11 protein-coding genes are annotated in these 15,176 nt (G+C 71.6%); 4 read left to right on the top strand and 7 right to left on the bottom strand.

The genetic code is table 11. The features are described 5' to 3' along the window. Positions 1-27: 27 nt before the first annotated feature. The 3 genes from efeB to DEJ11_RS02760 form a co-directional block, all read right to left on the bottom strand. Entirely contained in the window at positions 28-1,467 is a 1,440-nt protein-coding gene (gene efeB / locus DEJ11_RS02750; protein WP_258375469.1) for an iron uptake transporter deferrochelatase/peroxidase subunit, read from the bottom strand. After that, positions 1,464-2,657 carry an EfeM/EfeO family lipoprotein gene (locus DEJ11_RS02755; RefSeq protein ID WP_111104179.1) on the bottom strand — a complete coding sequence of 398 codons (1,194 nt, stop codon included), beginning with the start codon at positions 2,655-2,657 and terminating at the stop codon, positions 1,464-1,466. Before DEJ11_RS02755 ends, efeB begins: the two co-directional genes overlap by 4 nt. 189 nt (positions 2,658-2,846) lie before the next feature. Next, positions 2,847-3,644, bottom strand: coding sequence for an HAD-IIA family hydrolase (locus tag DEJ11_RS02760; protein WP_027464991.1), 798 nt, complete (start codon positions 3,642-3,644; stop codon positions 2,847-2,849). 178 nt (positions 3,645-3,822) lie between these two features. Between DEJ11_RS02760 and DEJ11_RS02765 the strand changes: the two genes are divergently transcribed. Together DEJ11_RS02765 and DEJ11_RS02770 are read left to right on the top strand one after the other, a co-directional pair. After that, complete coding sequence (locus DEJ11_RS02765) at positions 3,823-4,521, top strand: TetR/AcrR family transcriptional regulator (RefSeq protein ID WP_163343243.1); 699 nt, start codon at positions 3,823-3,825, stop codon at positions 4,519-4,521. A 64-nt stretch (positions 4,522-4,585) separates the two neighbouring features. After that, positions 4,586-5,233 carry a TrmH family RNA methyltransferase gene (locus DEJ11_RS02770; protein ID WP_111104151.1) on the top strand — a complete coding sequence of 216 codons (648 nt, stop codon included), beginning with the start codon at positions 4,586-4,588 and terminating at the stop codon, positions 5,231-5,233. A gap of 103 nt (positions 5,234-5,336) precedes the next feature. On the opposite strand, the gene DEJ11_RS02775 is transcribed toward DEJ11_RS02770, so the two are convergent. Next, a complete protein-coding gene (locus DEJ11_RS02775; RefSeq protein ID WP_111048005.1) occupies positions 5,337-6,326 on the bottom strand; it encodes a LacI family DNA-binding transcriptional regulator in 990 nt (329 codons plus the stop codon). A gap of 507 nt (positions 6,327-6,833) precedes the next feature. Here DEJ11_RS02775 and DEJ11_RS02780 point away from each other — a divergent pair. Then, a complete protein-coding gene (locus DEJ11_RS02780; RefSeq protein ID WP_181437879.1) occupies positions 6,834-7,472 on the top strand; it encodes an endonuclease domain-containing protein in 639 nt (212 codons plus the stop codon). Positions 7,473-7,570: 98 nt separating this feature from the next. Here the strand turns inward: DEJ11_RS02780 and DEJ11_RS02785 are convergent, their stop codons facing one another. The 3 genes from DEJ11_RS02785 to DEJ11_RS02795 are packed head-to-tail and all read right to left on the bottom strand — an operon-like array spanning position 7,571 to position 11,243. Next, on the bottom strand, positions 7,571-9,805 hold the full coding sequence (locus DEJ11_RS02785) for a YhgE/Pip family protein (protein ID WP_111104155.1): 2,235 nt from the start codon (positions 9,803-9,805) through the stop codon (positions 7,571-7,573). Continuing rightward, entirely contained in the window at positions 9,802-10,590 is a 789-nt protein-coding gene (locus DEJ11_RS02790; RefSeq protein ID WP_111104157.1) for a hypothetical protein, read from the bottom strand. Before DEJ11_RS02790 ends, DEJ11_RS02785 begins: the two co-directional genes overlap by 4 nt. Then, positions 10,587-11,243: a TetR/AcrR family transcriptional regulator gene (locus DEJ11_RS02795; protein ID WP_111029758.1), complete on the bottom strand. Its 657-nt coding sequence runs from the start codon at positions 11,241-11,243 to the stop codon at positions 10,587-10,589. Before DEJ11_RS02795 ends, DEJ11_RS02790 begins: the two co-directional genes overlap by 4 nt. A 160-nt stretch (positions 11,244-11,403) precedes the next feature. Between DEJ11_RS02795 and DEJ11_RS02800 the strand changes: the two genes are divergently transcribed. After that, the gene (locus tag DEJ11_RS02800; protein WP_111104159.1) at positions 11,404-15,075 is read left to right on the top strand and encodes a S8 family peptidase; all 3,672 of its coding nucleotides are present in this window, start codon (positions 11,404-11,406) and stop codon (positions 15,073-15,075) included. Positions 15,076-15,176 lie beyond the last annotated feature (101 nt).

The following is a 15,176-nucleotide window of genomic DNA, read 5'->3' on the forward strand; positions in this document are numbered from 1 at the left end:
GGCGGGCGCGTTCGAGCGACGGCCCGGCTAGGTCCGTGCGAGCAGCCGACGACCCAGCCAGTCGTCCGCGTGGCGGACCCCGGGCAGGGCGAAGTAGTAGCCGCCGCCGACCGGTGACACGTAGTCGACGAGCGGCTCGTCGACCAGGCGCTTCTGCACGGCGACGAACTGCCGTTCCAGGTCGGCCTGGAAGCACGCGAACAGCAGGCCCATGTCGAGGTCGCCGTTCGTGTCGGTGCCGTTGTCGTAGTTGTACGGACGACGGAGCATCTGCTGCGCACGGGCTTCGGCGGTGCGCGGGTTCGCCAACCGGATGTGCGCGTCCATCTGGATGACGTCGCCGGTCGGGTCGTCCTGGTACCGGGGGTCGTCGAACTCGCCGCTGCGGGTGAGCGGGGCACCGGAGTCACGGTGGCGGCCGATCATGTTCTCCTGCTCGTGCAGCGAGACGCGGTCCCAGAACTCGACGAACATCCGGATGGTCCGCACGACGTGGTAGCTGCCCCCGGTGACCCAGTCGGGTTCGCCGTCCTGTCCGCCGCGGGTCCAGACCAGGTCGTCCATGACGCTGCGGTCCGCGGTGGACGGGTTGCCGGTGCCGTCCTTGAACCCGAGCAGGTTGCGCGGGGTGCCGGAGGGGCGCGGCGGGGACGCGAAACCGTCCTGCCGCCAGCGCACCTGCATGCCACCGCGGGTTGCCCGGGCGATGTCGCGGATCGCGTGCAGGACGGTGTCGGTGTTGTGCGCGCACACCTGCAGCAGCAGGTCGCCGTCCGAGATCGACCGGTCGAGGTCGTCGTTCGGGAAGTCCTCCATCGTCCGCAACCGCGCCGGGCGCTGCCCCGACAGGCCGTACCGGTGGTCGAAGAGCGAGGCGCCGACGCTCGCCGTCACGGTGAGCCCGTCGGCCGCGACCTCCGGTCCGAGCACGCCGGAGTCGGCCGGCGGCGCGGTGATCCCGACGTCGGCAGGCGTGCCGCCGCGGGTGAGGAACCGTGCCCGCTCGGTGATCGTCCGGAGCAGGTCGGCGAGCTCCCCGCGGTCGGCCGCGGTCACGTCGAACGCCAGGAACGCCGACTGTCGCTGCGCGGGCGTGGTGATCCCCGCCTGGTGCGCCCCGTGGAACGCGTACGAGGAACCGGGCGAGGCGTCGGCACCGCCAGTGGTCGCGGCGGCTGCCTGGAGGCCCGTCCCACCCCCGGCGGTCAGGCTCGCCGCCGCCGCGGCGGCTCCGGCACCTGCCCCGACCGCGCTGGTCAGGAACGCGCGGCGGCCGACGCCGCGGGTGGGGCCGGTCGGCGGCTGCTGGTCGTCCGGGGCACTGGCGGGACACGCGCTGCCGTCGGCGGACAGTCCGAGGCGGGCGTGCGCCTCGGTCATCCGTCGGTACGTCGCCGCGTCCATCCCGCGTGGGAGTTGCCGGCTCTGGAGGCCCTGCCGGCCCTGGCGCTGCGGTCGTTCGGTCACGAGGTCCTCCTCGGGTCGCAGATGGCGGCGACGGGGGCGAGTCGTTCGAGCGCAGCGTCGAGGTCGGCGTCGAGGTGCTCGCGGGCGGTGCGGTCGAGACCGTCGAGGGTGTCCCAGCTGCCGTCGGGCCGTCGGTGTGATTCCACGTCGGCGCGGAGGGTCGCCAGCGCGCGATCGGTGGCCCGGAGTCCCGGGTAGCGGGTCCGCAGGATCGACCGGAGCGGCTCGAGCGCGTGTTCCGTCCCGATGGTGTTCGCGTCGATCGTCGCCAGTGCGGTGTGGCTGCCGGCGTCGGTGGCCCCGGTCGCCTCGAAGCGGAGTGCGTTCTCGAGGATCTCGTGCGAGCGCAGGCCGATGTCGAGCGGGCCGACCCGTTGGGTGGGGAACGTCCGGCGCAGGTGTGCGACGGCGGCGACCAGGGCGTCGGCGGGCGCGACGGCGCGACGGCTGGGCGCGCCCGACCACAGCAGCGCCTCGACGCGGTGGAAGCCGGTCAGGTGCGGGTCGTCGAGTGCGGTCCGTCCGGCGGCCGGGAGCCCGTTGATCGCGGTGTCGTCGTCGCCGAACGCACCGTAGGCGGCTCCGAGCTGCTCGTACTCTCGGCGCCCGGTCAGCCAGTCCCGCCGTGCGGCGCGGACGTCACCCGCACGGACGTCGGCGTCCAGCGCACGCACGTCGTCGAGCAGCGCCGGCAGGCGGCTCTGGATCCAGGCGCCGTACGACTTCGCGGCGGGGATCAGGTCGTCGCGGGTGACCGGGACGATCCCCGGGGTCTCGTCGCTGACGTGGGTGGCGCCGCGCAGGTGGACGACGGGTCCGGTGCTCGGGTTCGCGTCGGCGGGCAGGCAGCGGAACCGGTACTGGCCGCTTGGGAGTCGGACGCCGTAGTCGTGCGTCGCACCCGACCCCAGCCCCTCCGCGTCGAGGTAGACCGCGCCGTTCGTGGGGTCGACCAGCTGCACCTCGATCCCGGCGACGGAGGTGTTGTGGATCCGGAATGTCTGGGGGCCGGCGAGGGCGCGGTCCGGGCTCGCGGGCCACCCCGTCCCGCACGCGTCGGTGCCGGCCTGCACGGTGACCGCCGACGTCCGCGGCGCCGGCGAGGGGACCAGGTGCGGGGCGACGATCGCGGTCCCCACGAGCGCCCCGAGCGCGCCGACGATCACTGCCGTCGTGGCACGAACCGACATCGGCACCGATGACCCCATCCTGTAGCAACTCACAGAAAACCCTGATCAGAGCCACTTTCGGCTCGACCAGGGCAACCATAGAGTCGCTCCAGGGGCAGTTTTCCCGTCGTTCACCGCAGGGCGGTTCTGTTCACCGGATCGTCATCGAGCGGTCTGCGGTGAACGGGCGCACCCGGGTGGGGTGGGCCGCTAGAGCTCGACCTCGAACGGCTCGGTGCGCACGAGCTCGTGCACGCCGGAGATGACCTCGCTCGGGCGGAACGGGTACCGGTCGATCTCGGCCTGGTCGCTGATGCCCGTCATCACGAGCACGGTGTGCAGCCCCGCCTCGATGCCGGCCTGCACGTCGGTGTCCATGCGGTCGCCGATCATGCCGGTGTTCTCGGAGTGCGCGCCGATCCGGTTCATCGCGGAGCGGAACATCATCGGGTTCGGCTTGCCGACCACGTAGGGCTGCTTGCCGGTGGCCTTCTCGATCATCGCCGCGATGGCGCCGGTGGCCGGCAGGACCCCCTCGGCGCTCGGGCCGGTGGCGTCGGGGTTCGTCACGATGAAGCGGGCACCGGCGCGGATGAGCCGGACGGCCTTGGTGATCGCCTCGAACGAGTAGTTGCGGGTCTCACCGACGACGACGTAGTCGGGCGCGGTCTCGGTCATGATGAACCCGGCCTCGTGCAGGGCGGTGGTCATGCCGGCCTCACCGATCACGAACGCCGAACCGCCGGGCATCTGCGACTTGCAGAAGTCGGCCGTGGCGAGCGCACTCGTCCAGATCCGCTCCTCGGGCACGTGCAGGCCCGAGCCCCGCAGTCGGGCGCTGAGGTCGCGCGGCGTGAAGATCGAGTTGTTCGTCAGCACGAGGAACTCGGTGCCGTCGTCGAGCCACTGCTGGATGAGTTCCGGCGCGCCCGGGAGCGCCTGGTTCTCGTGGACGAGCACGCCGTCCATGTCGGTCAGCCAGCACTCGACGTCGTCTCGGGTCGCCATGGCCCTCACCCTACTGCGCAGGGGTTCAGGCCCGGCTCGTGGCCGGCTCGGAAAGGGCCGGGAGGCCCGGGGCGGCTCTTGCGCGCTGCTCCGAGACCCGAGAAGGTCGAGACACCGAACCGCGGTCGGCTTTTGCCCTACGCTTTTCGGGACACGTACCGAATCAAGGAGGCCCCTCGTGCTCGTCGAACCCGGAACCCCGTCCGCCGCGCCCCGACCCACCCCGGTGTCGGAGACGGAGCTCGAGGTGACGCCGCGACGACGCCGAGGCCGCCCGAACGTGCTCTCCCGCGAGCAGGTGATCGACGCCGCCACGACCATCGCGAACGAGGACGGCCTCGACCGGCTGTCCTTCCGAGCCCTGGGCGTGCGGCTCGGGGTCGCCCCGATGACCGTGCACCGGACCATCGGCGGGCTGGACGACCTGCACGCCGAACTCGTCCGCCGCACCGTCGACGAGTTCACCGCGACCTTCGTCTGGCCGGACGAGTGGCACGCCGTCGTCCGCACCTTCGCCACGACGTTCCGTGACCTGATGCGCACCCACCCGCTCGTGCTCGAGTCGCACAGCCAGCGCGCCCCGCTCGCCTCGACCGAGTCCGACGCCGTCGTGGCGAAGGTCGTCGGTGCCCTGCAGGACGCCGGGCTGCCGCCGGCCGAGGCGATGTACACCTTCTTCGTCGTCTACGACTTCGTGGTCGGGCACGCCGGGGTGCAGGTCGGGCGCGGGGACTCCGAGGCCGGCCGCCCCGAGCGGCACCGGCTGGTGGGCGAGATCCTCGGCGAGCACTCCTACGACGACCGGTTCGCGCTCGGCCTCGACATCCTGATCGCCGGCATCGAGTCGCGCATCGCCCACGGGGCCGGCACCGCCTGAGCCCGCGGCGCCGCCGGGCGCTGCGGTCGTCGGGCCGGTGCCGTGTGCGCCGTACGCTGGTCGGGTGACCACTGCGCCCGAACCGTCGCACGAGCTGACGACCAACGGGGTGGGGCCGCACCCGGAACCCTGGCCCGACGACCCGAGGCTCGACCCGGAGCTGCTGGCCGCCGGGGACTCCCGGAACGTGCTCGACCGCTACCGGTACTGGTCGATGGACGCGATCGTCGCCGAGCTCGACACCCGCCGGCACGCGTTCGACGTGGCGATCGAGAACTGGCAGCACGACCTGAACATCGGGTCGATCGTGCGGAGCGCCAACGCGTTCCTGGCCGGCACCGTGCACATCATCGGGCGACGCCGGTGGAACAAGCGTGGAGCGATGGTCACCGACCGGTACCAGCACGTCCGCTACCACCCCGACGTCGAGGCCTTCCTCGCCGCGATGGCCGAGGAACAGCGACCCGTCGTCGCCATCGACAACACCCCCGGGGCTGAGCGCATCGAGACCGCGACGATCCCGGAGCGCTGCGTGTTCCTGTTCGGGCAGGAGGGCCCCGGGCTGACCGACGAAGCGGTGGCCGGGGCGTCCGGGCACCTGGAGATCACGCAGTTCGGGTCGACGCGGAGCATCAACGCCTCGGCGGCGGCCGCGATCGTCATGCACTCGTGGGTCGTCCAGCACGCGGAGCTGCCCGGCGCGACTCCGTGAGCAGAAATGGTCGGGTACGGGCCCTGGACCCGACCATTCGTGCTCACGAAGCGGGCGGGGCGGAGGCGGGGCGGGCCTCCCGGCCGGGGTCCGTGCTGACGCGTCAGCGCGCGGCGGTGGTGCGGCGCGCGACCAGGCGGGGTTCGACGAGGAGTTCCGTGGCGGCGATCCGCGGATCGGCGATGCGGGCCAGCAGGCGCTCGCCGGCGCCGCGGCCGATCTCGACACTGCGGTCGTCGATGCTCGTCAGGCCGACGTACCGCATCGCCGCCACCGGGGTGTCGTCGTAGCCGATGACGGAGACGTCCTCGGGGACGCGCAACCCGCGTTCGGCGAGTTCGGACAGGGCGCCGAGGGCCATCACGTCGTTCGCGGCGAAGACGGCCGTGACGTCCGGGTGCTCGTCGAGGAGCATGCCGAGGGCGCGGGAACCGGCCTCCTCGGTGGGTTCGCCGGGCAGCACCGTCGTGACGACAGAGGCGCGTGCTGCTGCGGCCTGCTCGAACCCGGACTGGCGTTCGGCCGAGGCCGCCGAACTCGCACCGACGAACCCGAGTCGGGTGTGGCCGAGGTCGAGCAGGTGCTGCGCCGCGATGCCGCCACCGGCGTGGTCGTCGTTCGCCACGGTGTCCGCGCGGGGGATCGCCACGCGGCCACCGGCGATGACGAGCGGCATCGAGGCGGGGATCGCGAGGTCGGTGGTGGGCTCGCCGGCGATCACGATGCCCTCGACGCGCATGGAGAGGAAGCCCTCCACCGGAGACGCATCGAGCCCCGTGTTGAGGAACCGGTCGGCGACCACGAGCCGGTGCCCCTGGTCCTGCAGGCTCTCGCGCAGACCGGTCAGCAGGTCCACGAACCACTGGTTGCGGAAGTCGTCGAGGACCACGCCGATGGTGCGGCTGCGCGTGCCGGCGAGGGAGACGGCCGCGGTGGAGGGCCGGTAGTCGAGCTCCTGGATCGCCTTGAGCACGGCGGCCCGGCGCTGGTCGCTGACCCGGGGGGAGCGCTGCAGCACGAGGGAGACGAGGGACTTCGAGACCCCGGCGCGTGCGGCGACGTCGTAGATGGTCGCGGGCTTGCCGTCTCCCATGATGCGCTTCGACCTCCGTTGGCTCGTGGGTCGATCGTAGCGGTTGACGTGACATGGGCCGGGCGGTGGTGGGGCGGGGCGTCGAGTGAGCAGAAGACGACGGGTCTCGAACAGTCACTCGTCGTCTTCTGCTCACTCCCTTGGGTTCGCGAGTCCTCCACAGCGGAGGCACGGTGCCGGTTCTGCACGGAACTCCGGTTCGGTGAGCGGGGCGTCGGCGCGGGGCGCGAGCGTGTCGGCATGCGACCACGACCACTCCCTCCGGCGCTGCGAGGCCGGGCCTTCGACATCGGCGCGGCTGATCGAGCCGGAGTTCCCCGACAACGACTCCAGCGGAAGGACCTGACGTGCCCGACGCGATCGATCCGATGGCCCCGGGACCGACCACCCGATCCGATCCGCCGCATCCAGGCACTGCGGCCGGTCCTGTTGCCCGGACAGTTCGTCAGCCACACCTCTGCGGGGGTGTTGTGGGGTCTGCCGGTGCCGTGCGGCCCTGACGTACCGGTGCACATCACCAGCGTGCACCCGCAGGCGCAGCCCCGGCGCGTCGGCGTGGTCGGGCACCGTGTGGCTGCTGACCGAGTGAGCACCCGGCAGCGCTGGGGTGTTCCGTCCAGCAGCCCCGCGGCGCTGTGGGTGGAGTGCGGGGACCTGCTCGGACTCGATGAGCTCGTCGTCCTGGGTGACGCCATCGTCACGTCGCGGGCGTGCGCGACCGCGCTGGAGGACCTCGCCGCCGCGCTCGCCGGGGCGGGGAATCGTCGTGGCGTGCGGAAGCTGCGCGTGGCACTCGAGCTCGTGCGGGTGGGGGCCGGGTCGCCGCAGGAGACCCGAGCGCGGCTGGCGATCGTCCGCGCGGGGCTGCCCGAGCCCGAACTGCAGGTCGACGTGCTCGACGAAGCCGGTCGATTCGTCGGCCGCGTCGACCTGGCCTACCCGGAGCACCGCATCGTCATCGAGTACGAGGGCGACCACCACCGGACCGACGCCGAGCAGTGGGGCCGTGACCTCCGTCGCTACCGCGAGATGGAACGACTCGGCTGGGCGGTCGTCCGGTGGACCAAGTCCGACCTGACGCTGCACCGGTCAGCCGCAGTGGCGCACCTGCAGACGCTCCTTGCACGCGGAGGTCGCGTCGAGTGAGCAGAAGACGACGGGTCGCTATTGCACACCCGTCGTCTTCTGCTCACTCGATGTCGCGGGCGGCCCTGCGCGCGAGCGGCCCGCGCCCGCCGCCCCCGCTACCCGATCAGGCTCGGGCGCAGGTCGCGCAGCGTGCGGGAGCGGGTCTGCCGCGCCGTGACCACGAAGGACACCAGGAGCGCCCCGAGCAGCCAGCAGAGCAGCACGCCCGCGTCCGACCACGCGGCACCGAGGTTCCCGCCGTACATCGTCTGCCGGATCGCGTCGACCGAGTACGTCATCGGCAGCGCGAAGTGCAGCGCCGCCAACGGCCCCGGCAGCGTCTGCCACGGGAACGTCCCGCCGGCGGTGACGAGCTGCACGAGCATGAGCACCAGGCCGAGGAACTGCCCCACCGATCCGAGCAGCACGTTGAGCGCCATGATGATCGCCGCGAAGGTCGCCGAGGCCAGCACCATGATCCCGATCGTGCCGCCGACGTGCACCACGTTCAGGTCGAGGGCGAAGCGCACGATGAAGAACAGCGCCACCATCTGCACCAGGCCGAGGAGTGCCGGGGTCAGCCAGCCGCCGAACACCACGGCGAGGGGCTTCCGCACCGCCGTGATCGCACGCTTGGAGATCGGCTTGAGGATGAGGAACAGCGCGTACATGCCGATCCAGGCCGCGAGCGAGATGAAGAACGGCGCGAGGCCGGCACCGTAGTTCGACGCGGCGGCGACGTTGTCGTCCCCGACCTTGACCGGGTCGGAGATGACCGAGGCCTGCGACGCACGCTCCGAGGCGTTCGACGCCGGGATCTTCGTGCGGCCCTCGTCGAGCGACGACGCGAGCTTCGACGAGCCGGTCGTGAGCTTGTCCAACCCCGATGCGAGTGATGACGCGCCCTGGTCGGCGGTCTTCGCACCGGTCGCGAGCTGGGACGCACCCGACGACAGGGTCGGAGCGGCCGAGGCCAGCTTCGACGTGCCGTCGGCCACCTTCGAAGCCCCCGACGAGAGCGTCGAGGCGCCCGTGGCCGCGTCCGCGATCCCGGACGACAGCTCCGGAGCCTTCGCGGCGAGCTTGCCGGTGCCGGCGGCGAGCGTGTCCGAGCCGTCGGAGAGCTGCTGGATGCCGCTCGTCAGCGCCGGGGCCTGCTCGGCGAGCTGGGAGGCGCCAGCGGACACCTGCGCGCTGCCGGTCTTGAGCTTCTGCAGGTTGCCGGACAGGTCGCCGGCACCGGTACCGAGCTCGGTGCTGCCGGCCTGCAGGTTGTCGAGCCCGGCGAGCAGCCGGGTCTTCTGTTCCTCGGAGAGCACCGTGGAGGCTTGGACGACGGGCTTCAGCGACGCGACGAGTTCCGGCGACTGCGCAGAGAGCTGCTGGACGCCCGCGATGAACGGTGCGGCCTCGTCGGCCAGCGTGGCGTTCCCGGCGGCGACCTGCGACGCACCAGTGGACAGGCGCGCAGAGTCGGAGGGAAGCGAAGCCGTCTGGTCACGGAGCTGGTGCAGCCCGGACTGCAGCTGCTTCGCCCCACTGTCCAGCTGCTGCGTCTGCGACGGCAGCGCCGCAGTCTGCTGCTGCGCGCTGGCCAGCCCGGACGCCAGGGTCGACGCCCCCGACGCCACCTGCTGCGCCCCGCTGTCGAGCTGCTGGGTCTGCGACGGCAGGTCGGCCGTGCCGGACGCGAGCTCCGCCGCACCGGACGACAGCTTGCCGGTGCCGTCGGCGAGCGTGTGCGCACCACGGTCCGCCTTCTTGGTCCCGGAAGCGAGCTCATCGGCACCGTCGACGGCGTCGCCGAGGCTGTCGCGGACGTCGGCGAGTCCGACGAGCAGGGTCTTCGCGGCCTGCTTGCCGACACGCTCGGCGACGGCGGTGCGCATGGTCTTGCCCGCCTGCTCGGCGATGGTCGAGGCCAGGTACGAGTTGGTGTCGGCCGTGGTCATGACGAGCTTCGCCTGCGTCGGGTCGTCGGACTGCGCGGACACCAGGTGCTCGGAGAAGTCGTGCGGGATGGTGACGACGAAGTCGTAGGTGCCGTTGCGGACGCCGGAGCGGGCGTCGGCGGCGCTGGTCTTCGTCCACTTGAAGTCGGCGCCGTCGATGGCCTCCTTCGTGACGTCCTTGCCGTAGTCGACGTGGTCGCCGTCCAGCGTGGCGCCGGCGTCGAGGTTCACGATCGCGGCGGGGATCTGGTCGAGCTTCGCGTACGGGTCGCGGTTCGCCCACAGGTAGGCGCCGCCGTAGAGCAGCGGCACGATCATCAGCGCGATGAACGCCAGGCGTGCGAGCGGGGTCGCGGTGAGCCGCGCGAGTTCTGCGCGGACGAGCGAGGTGGTGGTCACTTCTGTGCCTCCGTCGGGACGGTTGCGGATGCTTCGGTGACGGAAGGAGCGGCCGGGAGGCCCGGCTCGGTTCCGTCGGTTCGGGCCACGTCCTCGGGGTCCTCGGTCTGGGGCGTCGCGAGCGTCGCGACGTCGTCGTGCGTTTCGACGCCGCCGTGCGTCTCGACGCCGTCGTGCGTGTCGATCGTGTCGAGCAGGTGCTCGACGGTGGTGGCGGCGGCCTTCGAGGTCACGAGGACCACGGTCACGCCCCGCCGTGCGACGTCGCGGACCACCTGGAACCAGTCCTCGACGGCGCCGCCGTGCCGCTCGGGCGAGGTGATCACGATGCCGGTCACACCGTCGCGGAGCAGGGCGAGTTCGACCAGCAGCCGGACGCGCACGACGGTCGGCACCCGCTGCACGGCGGTGTCGACGTAGTCCCGCAGTCCGAGCTCGTCGAGCACGGTGTCGACGTGCTCGCGGTTCGGGCGCTGCCCGGCGAACGCGAGCTCCTCGCGCACGATCTGCTTGAGGGTCATGACGGGGAAGGGCTCGGCGACCCCGGGGGTGTCCACGAGCGCGAACGAGCGCCGGACGGCTGCCGGGTCCTCGTGGCCGTCGAGCAGCAGCCGACCGGTGTCGGGCTGCATGCGGCCACCGGCGACGAGTGACGCGAGCACGGGTGCCTGCTCGGTCTCGACGGCGAGGACCCCGGGGCGTCCCGGGGCGGCGACGGCGGAGACGACGGGCAGGGGTGCGCCGGGCTCCTCGCCGATGCCGACGTGGTCGAGTTCGAGCGTCATGCGTGGTCCTTCGGGGCAGGAGTGGGAGCGGGAGCAGCGGGTTCGGAGAGCAGTGCCGTGCGCCAGTCGATGCCGGCCATGCCCAGCGCCGACACCACGACCATGCGCCGTCCGTCCTCGTCGCTCGTGCCGGAACGGGTGGCCTCGTCGAGGACGGCGATGCACGCACCCTCGACCAGACGGCCGAGGGTCTCGGGGTCGACGTCGTCCCGCATGGCACCGTCGGCGATCCCGAGCGCGCACGCCTGGCGTACCTGTGAGCGCAACGGCGCGAACACCTCGGCGACGGGTTCGGCGAACGGGCTGCGGACGGCGACCCGGGCCATCGAGCGGACGTGCGACACCTCGGTCCAGAGCGTCACCGCGATGGCGGCGAGACGTGCGGCCGGCGGGAGCTCCTGCAGGTCCGATGCGGTGGGCATGGCTGCGGCGATCCGGGCGGCACCGGCGGTCACGACCTCGCGCACCAGGTCGTCGCGCGAGGGGAAGTGTCCGTACACCGCACGGCGCGAGAGTCCCGCAGCCGCGGCGATCGTCTCGATCGAGGCGTCCGGGTCCTGCTGCAGACAGGTCTTCGCCGCGTCGAGGAGGGCTGCCCGGTTCTCCGTGGCGTCGCGGCGGGGCGCGCGGGAGGGCTGCTCGGTGGTGGTCACGCACCCCATCGTAATAACGTGCACACGGGTGTGCAACTTAACAGGTTCCGTCCCGCGGACGAGGGGAGTCCCCCAAAGTGCGGACTGTCTTCCCTGAGAACGAACGCATAGCTTCACAGGAATCTCATGCGAACCACGGACTGAGCCAGGAGTGCCCTCTTTGAACCGTGCAACACCGAACACCGACCCGAACCCAACCCCCCATCGCTTCACCCGCGTCCTGACCGCCGGCATCGCCGTCGCGGCCCTCGCGTGTGGCGGTCTCGCAGTCGGGGGCGCGGCCTCCGCAGCTCCGGCCGGGATCTCGGTGGCCGACCTCAAGCTCTCCGCCCCGCTCCGCGACGCCAAGCCGACGAAGACCGTCGCCGCGTTCGTGCGCACGACCGGCCAGGGTGCCCTCGAAGTGGACGCCAAGGCGAAGGGCGGGGACCTGACGAAGTCGCGGACCCAGTCCTCCGCGGCCAAGGACCGCGTCGAGGCGATCCAGTCGACCGTCGCCGCGGTGCGGTCGGCCGTCAAGCGCGCCGACGCCGACGCGACCGAGCTCTACTCGACCGAGTACACCGTCCCCGGCGTCGCGGTCGTCGCCGACGTCGACGCGTTCCGGAAGATCGCGGAGCGCTCCGACGTCGAGAGCATCATCCCGCTCACGCCGAAGAAGATCGTCGAGCCGACGGTCAACGAGAACGCCGACGCCGCTCCCTCGGGTGTCGACCCCAGCCTGGTGCAGCCCGGTGCCGACGGCGTCGCGCCGAAGAACGCCGCGAGCGACGTCTACACGCGCTCGCTCAACGCCTGGCAGCAGACCGGCCACACCGGCAAGGACGTCAACGTCGCCGTCCTCGACACCGGTCTCGACTACACGCAGGCCGACTTCGGTGGCCCCGGCACCACCGAGGCGTACCAGCAGGCCCTGGCGAACGCGAGCAGCGGCGCCCCGGACCCCAGCCTGTACGACGCGTCGAAGTTCCTGGGCGGGTACGACTTCGCCGGTGCGACCTACAACGCCGACCCGACGGACCCGGACGCCTACGACCCGGTGCCGGCTCCCGACGACAACCCGATCGACGGCAAGGGCGGCGACCACGGCACGCACGTGTCCGGCTCGATCGCCGGCTACGGCCTGACCGCCGACAAGCAGCAGTTCGACGGCGACTACACCAAGCTCACCACGCAGCAGGTGCAGGACATGTGGATCGGTCCGGGCACCGCGCCCGAGGCCGGCCTGTACGCCCTGAAGGTCTTCGGTGACAACGGTGGCTCGACCGACGTCACCGGTGCCGCGCTCGACTGGGTGGGCCAGGCGCTCACCGAGGGCAAGGACATCAACGTCCTGAACCTGTCGCTCGGCTCCGACTACGGCGCGCCGGACGACCCCGACAACGCCAAGATCGACGCACTGACCGCGCGCGGCGTGCTCCCCGTGATCGCCTCGGGCAACGCCGACGACTTCACCGACATCGGTGGCTCGCCGGGCAACGCCGAGGGTGCGCTCACCGTCGCCGCGAGCGCCACCGGCCAGTCGCTGTACGACGGCGTCCAGGTCACCGCACCGGCCGACGTCGCGAAGACCTACCGCTCGCAGTACTCGTCGAACTTCAAGGGCACCCTGCCCGTCGAGGGCGACGTCGTCGTCCCGACCGCGAACATCGACGGCTGTGCCGCGTTCAGCGCCGCCGACGCCGCGAAGATCAAGGGCAAGGTCGTCTGGCTGAAGTGGACGGACGCCGCGCTCGAGTGCGGTTCCCTCGTGCGCTTCAACAACGTCGAGGCCGCTGGCGGCGTCGGCGTCCTGCTGGCGGGCACGCTCGACACGTTCGAATCCGGCATCGGTGGCAACGCGACCATCCCGGGTGCCGAGCTGACTGCGAAGAGCGTGGCGAGCCTCCAGGCCACCGCCAAGGCGGGGACCCTGCACGTGCGCTTCGCGGACGAGCTCAAGGGCTTCGAGGTCGCCATCGAGGCGGACGCCGTGAACACGCTCGCGTCGTTCACCAGCCGTGGTGTGCACGGATCGTTCGACGACATCGTCAAGCCGGACATCGCCGGCCCCGGGGTCAACGTGATCTCGGCGGCCAACGGCACCGGTGACGGCCGCATGTCGATGAGCGGTACCTCCATGGCCACGCCGGACGTCGCGGGCATCGCGGCGCTGACGTTCCAGTCGCACCCGACCTGGTCCGCCCCGCAGGTCAAGGCGGCCCTGATGAACACGGCGACGCACGACGTAAAGGACGGCAACCGTTCGGCCACCCTGCTCCGCCAGGGCACCGGTCGCGTGGACGCACTGCAGGCGGTCACCGCCGGCACCACGGTCCGCAGCGCCGAGAACGACCAGCTCGTCACCGCGTCGTTCGGCGTCGTCGAGGTCGCGAGCGGGACGAGCGAGACCCGCACCCTGCAGATCGACAACACCGACAGCACGGCGCACACGTACAACGTGTCGTACCAGCCGCAGGTGTCGCAGCCGGGTGTGACCTTCGCGCTCAGCTCGAAGCAGGTCACGGTGCCCGCCAACGGCACCGCGTCGGTCACGCTGACGTTCTCGGTCGCCGACGCGACGAAGCTCCGCCGGGTCATCGACCCGACCCAGGAGGCCGTCCAGCAGGGCTACCAGCGCGAGTTCGTGGCCGCCGCTTCCGGCATCGTGGCGTTCGCGCCGACCGACAGCTCGCTCAACCCGATGCGCCTCGGGGCCTACGTGGCCCCGAAGCCCGTCAGCGCGGTGCGGGCACGGACCACGATCTCGTTCACGGGACCGGGTAAGTCGGCCGAGCTGACGCTCAAGGGCCGCACGCTCGACCAGGGTGGACTGACGACCGGCTACCACGCCGCCGTCGCTCCGTTCGTGCTCGGCGGCACCGACCCGGCCGAGGCGTTCCCCGAGGGTTCGGCGACGCGTTCGCTGCAGGCGGCCGACGTCCGTTCCTACGGTGCGTCGTACGACAAGGCGTCGGGAACCCTGGCGTTCGGCGTGCAGACCGCCGGTCCGGACGCGAACCCGGGCGCCGTGACCAACGTCGAGGTCCTCATCGACACGGACCGTGACGGCGAGCCCGACTTCCTGGTGTACAACGCGAAGTCGGCTGCCGTGGACGCCACGTTCGCCACGACGGTCGACTTGGCGAAGGCCGCCCTGGACGACCCGGACGTCGACCCCGTCGTCGACGTCCAGCCGCTCAACGGCGGTGCGCCCGGACAGGACGTGAACACCTTCGACAGCTCCGTGAAGGTGCTGACCGTCGCTGCGAAGGCCATCGGTTCGTCGAAGAAGTTCGACTACACGGTGCTGACGGAGTCGGCCTACGCCCCGGGTGCTGCCACCAGCGGTTCCTCGGTCGTGGACGAGACGAAGACGGCCACGTTCGACCCGTCGAAGCCGAAGCTGTCGTTCTCGCAGGACGGCACCTCCGGCGTGCTGTTCGCCGACGCCGACTCGCTCACGGTCACCCGTGCCTCGGGTGTCACCAAGGCGACGGTGCTGCTGCTCCACCTCGACAACGCGGCGGGCAAGCAGGCCGACACGTCGACGATCAACGTGGTCCCGCCGAAGCTCGCGCTGGCGAAGGGGAGCAAGGTCACGGTGAGCGGGTCGGCGAAGGTCGGCTCGACCCTCACCGCGAAGCACGGTACGTGGAGCACGACGAAGGCGACCTACAAGTACCAGTGGCTGCGTGACGGCAAGGTCGTCAAGTCGGCAACGGGTACCAAGTACAAGCTCGGCTCGTCCGACGTCGGGCACCGCATCAGCGTGCAGGTGACGGCCCACGCCTCCGGGTACAAGGACGGCACGGCCAAGTCCGGGGCGACCGCGAAGGTCACGCGCCGCTAGGACAGGGTGCGCGCGCGGTTCACGCGCCACATGGTGAGCAGAAGAGGTCGGGTCCCGAGTGGGGATCCGACCTCTTCTGCTCACCAAGCGCGGGGCATCCC

It is taken from the genome of Curtobacterium sp. MCLR17_058 (assembly GCF_003234705.2).
GTDB classification, from domain to species: Bacteria; Actinomycetota; Actinomycetes; order Actinomycetales; family Microbacteriaceae; genus Curtobacterium; species Curtobacterium flaccumfaciens.

Bases quoted from the DNA above. Each gene is read 5' to 3' on its own strand.
- DEJ11_RS02755 (WP_111104179.1), bottom strand. From the start codon at position 2,657: ATGTCGGTTCGTGCCACGACGGCAGTGATCGTCGGCGCGCTCGGGGCG.
- DEJ11_RS02760 (WP_027464991.1), bottom strand. From the start codon at position 3,644: ATGGCGACCCGAGACGACGTCGAGTGCTGGCTGACCGACATGGACGGC.
- DEJ11_RS02775 (WP_111048005.1), bottom strand. From the start codon at position 6,326: ATGGGAGACGGCAAGCCCGCGACCATCTACGACGTCGCCGCACGCGCC.
- DEJ11_RS02790 (WP_111104157.1), bottom strand. From the start codon at position 10,590: ATGACGCTCGAACTCGACCACGTCGGCATCGGCGAGGAGCCCGGCGCA.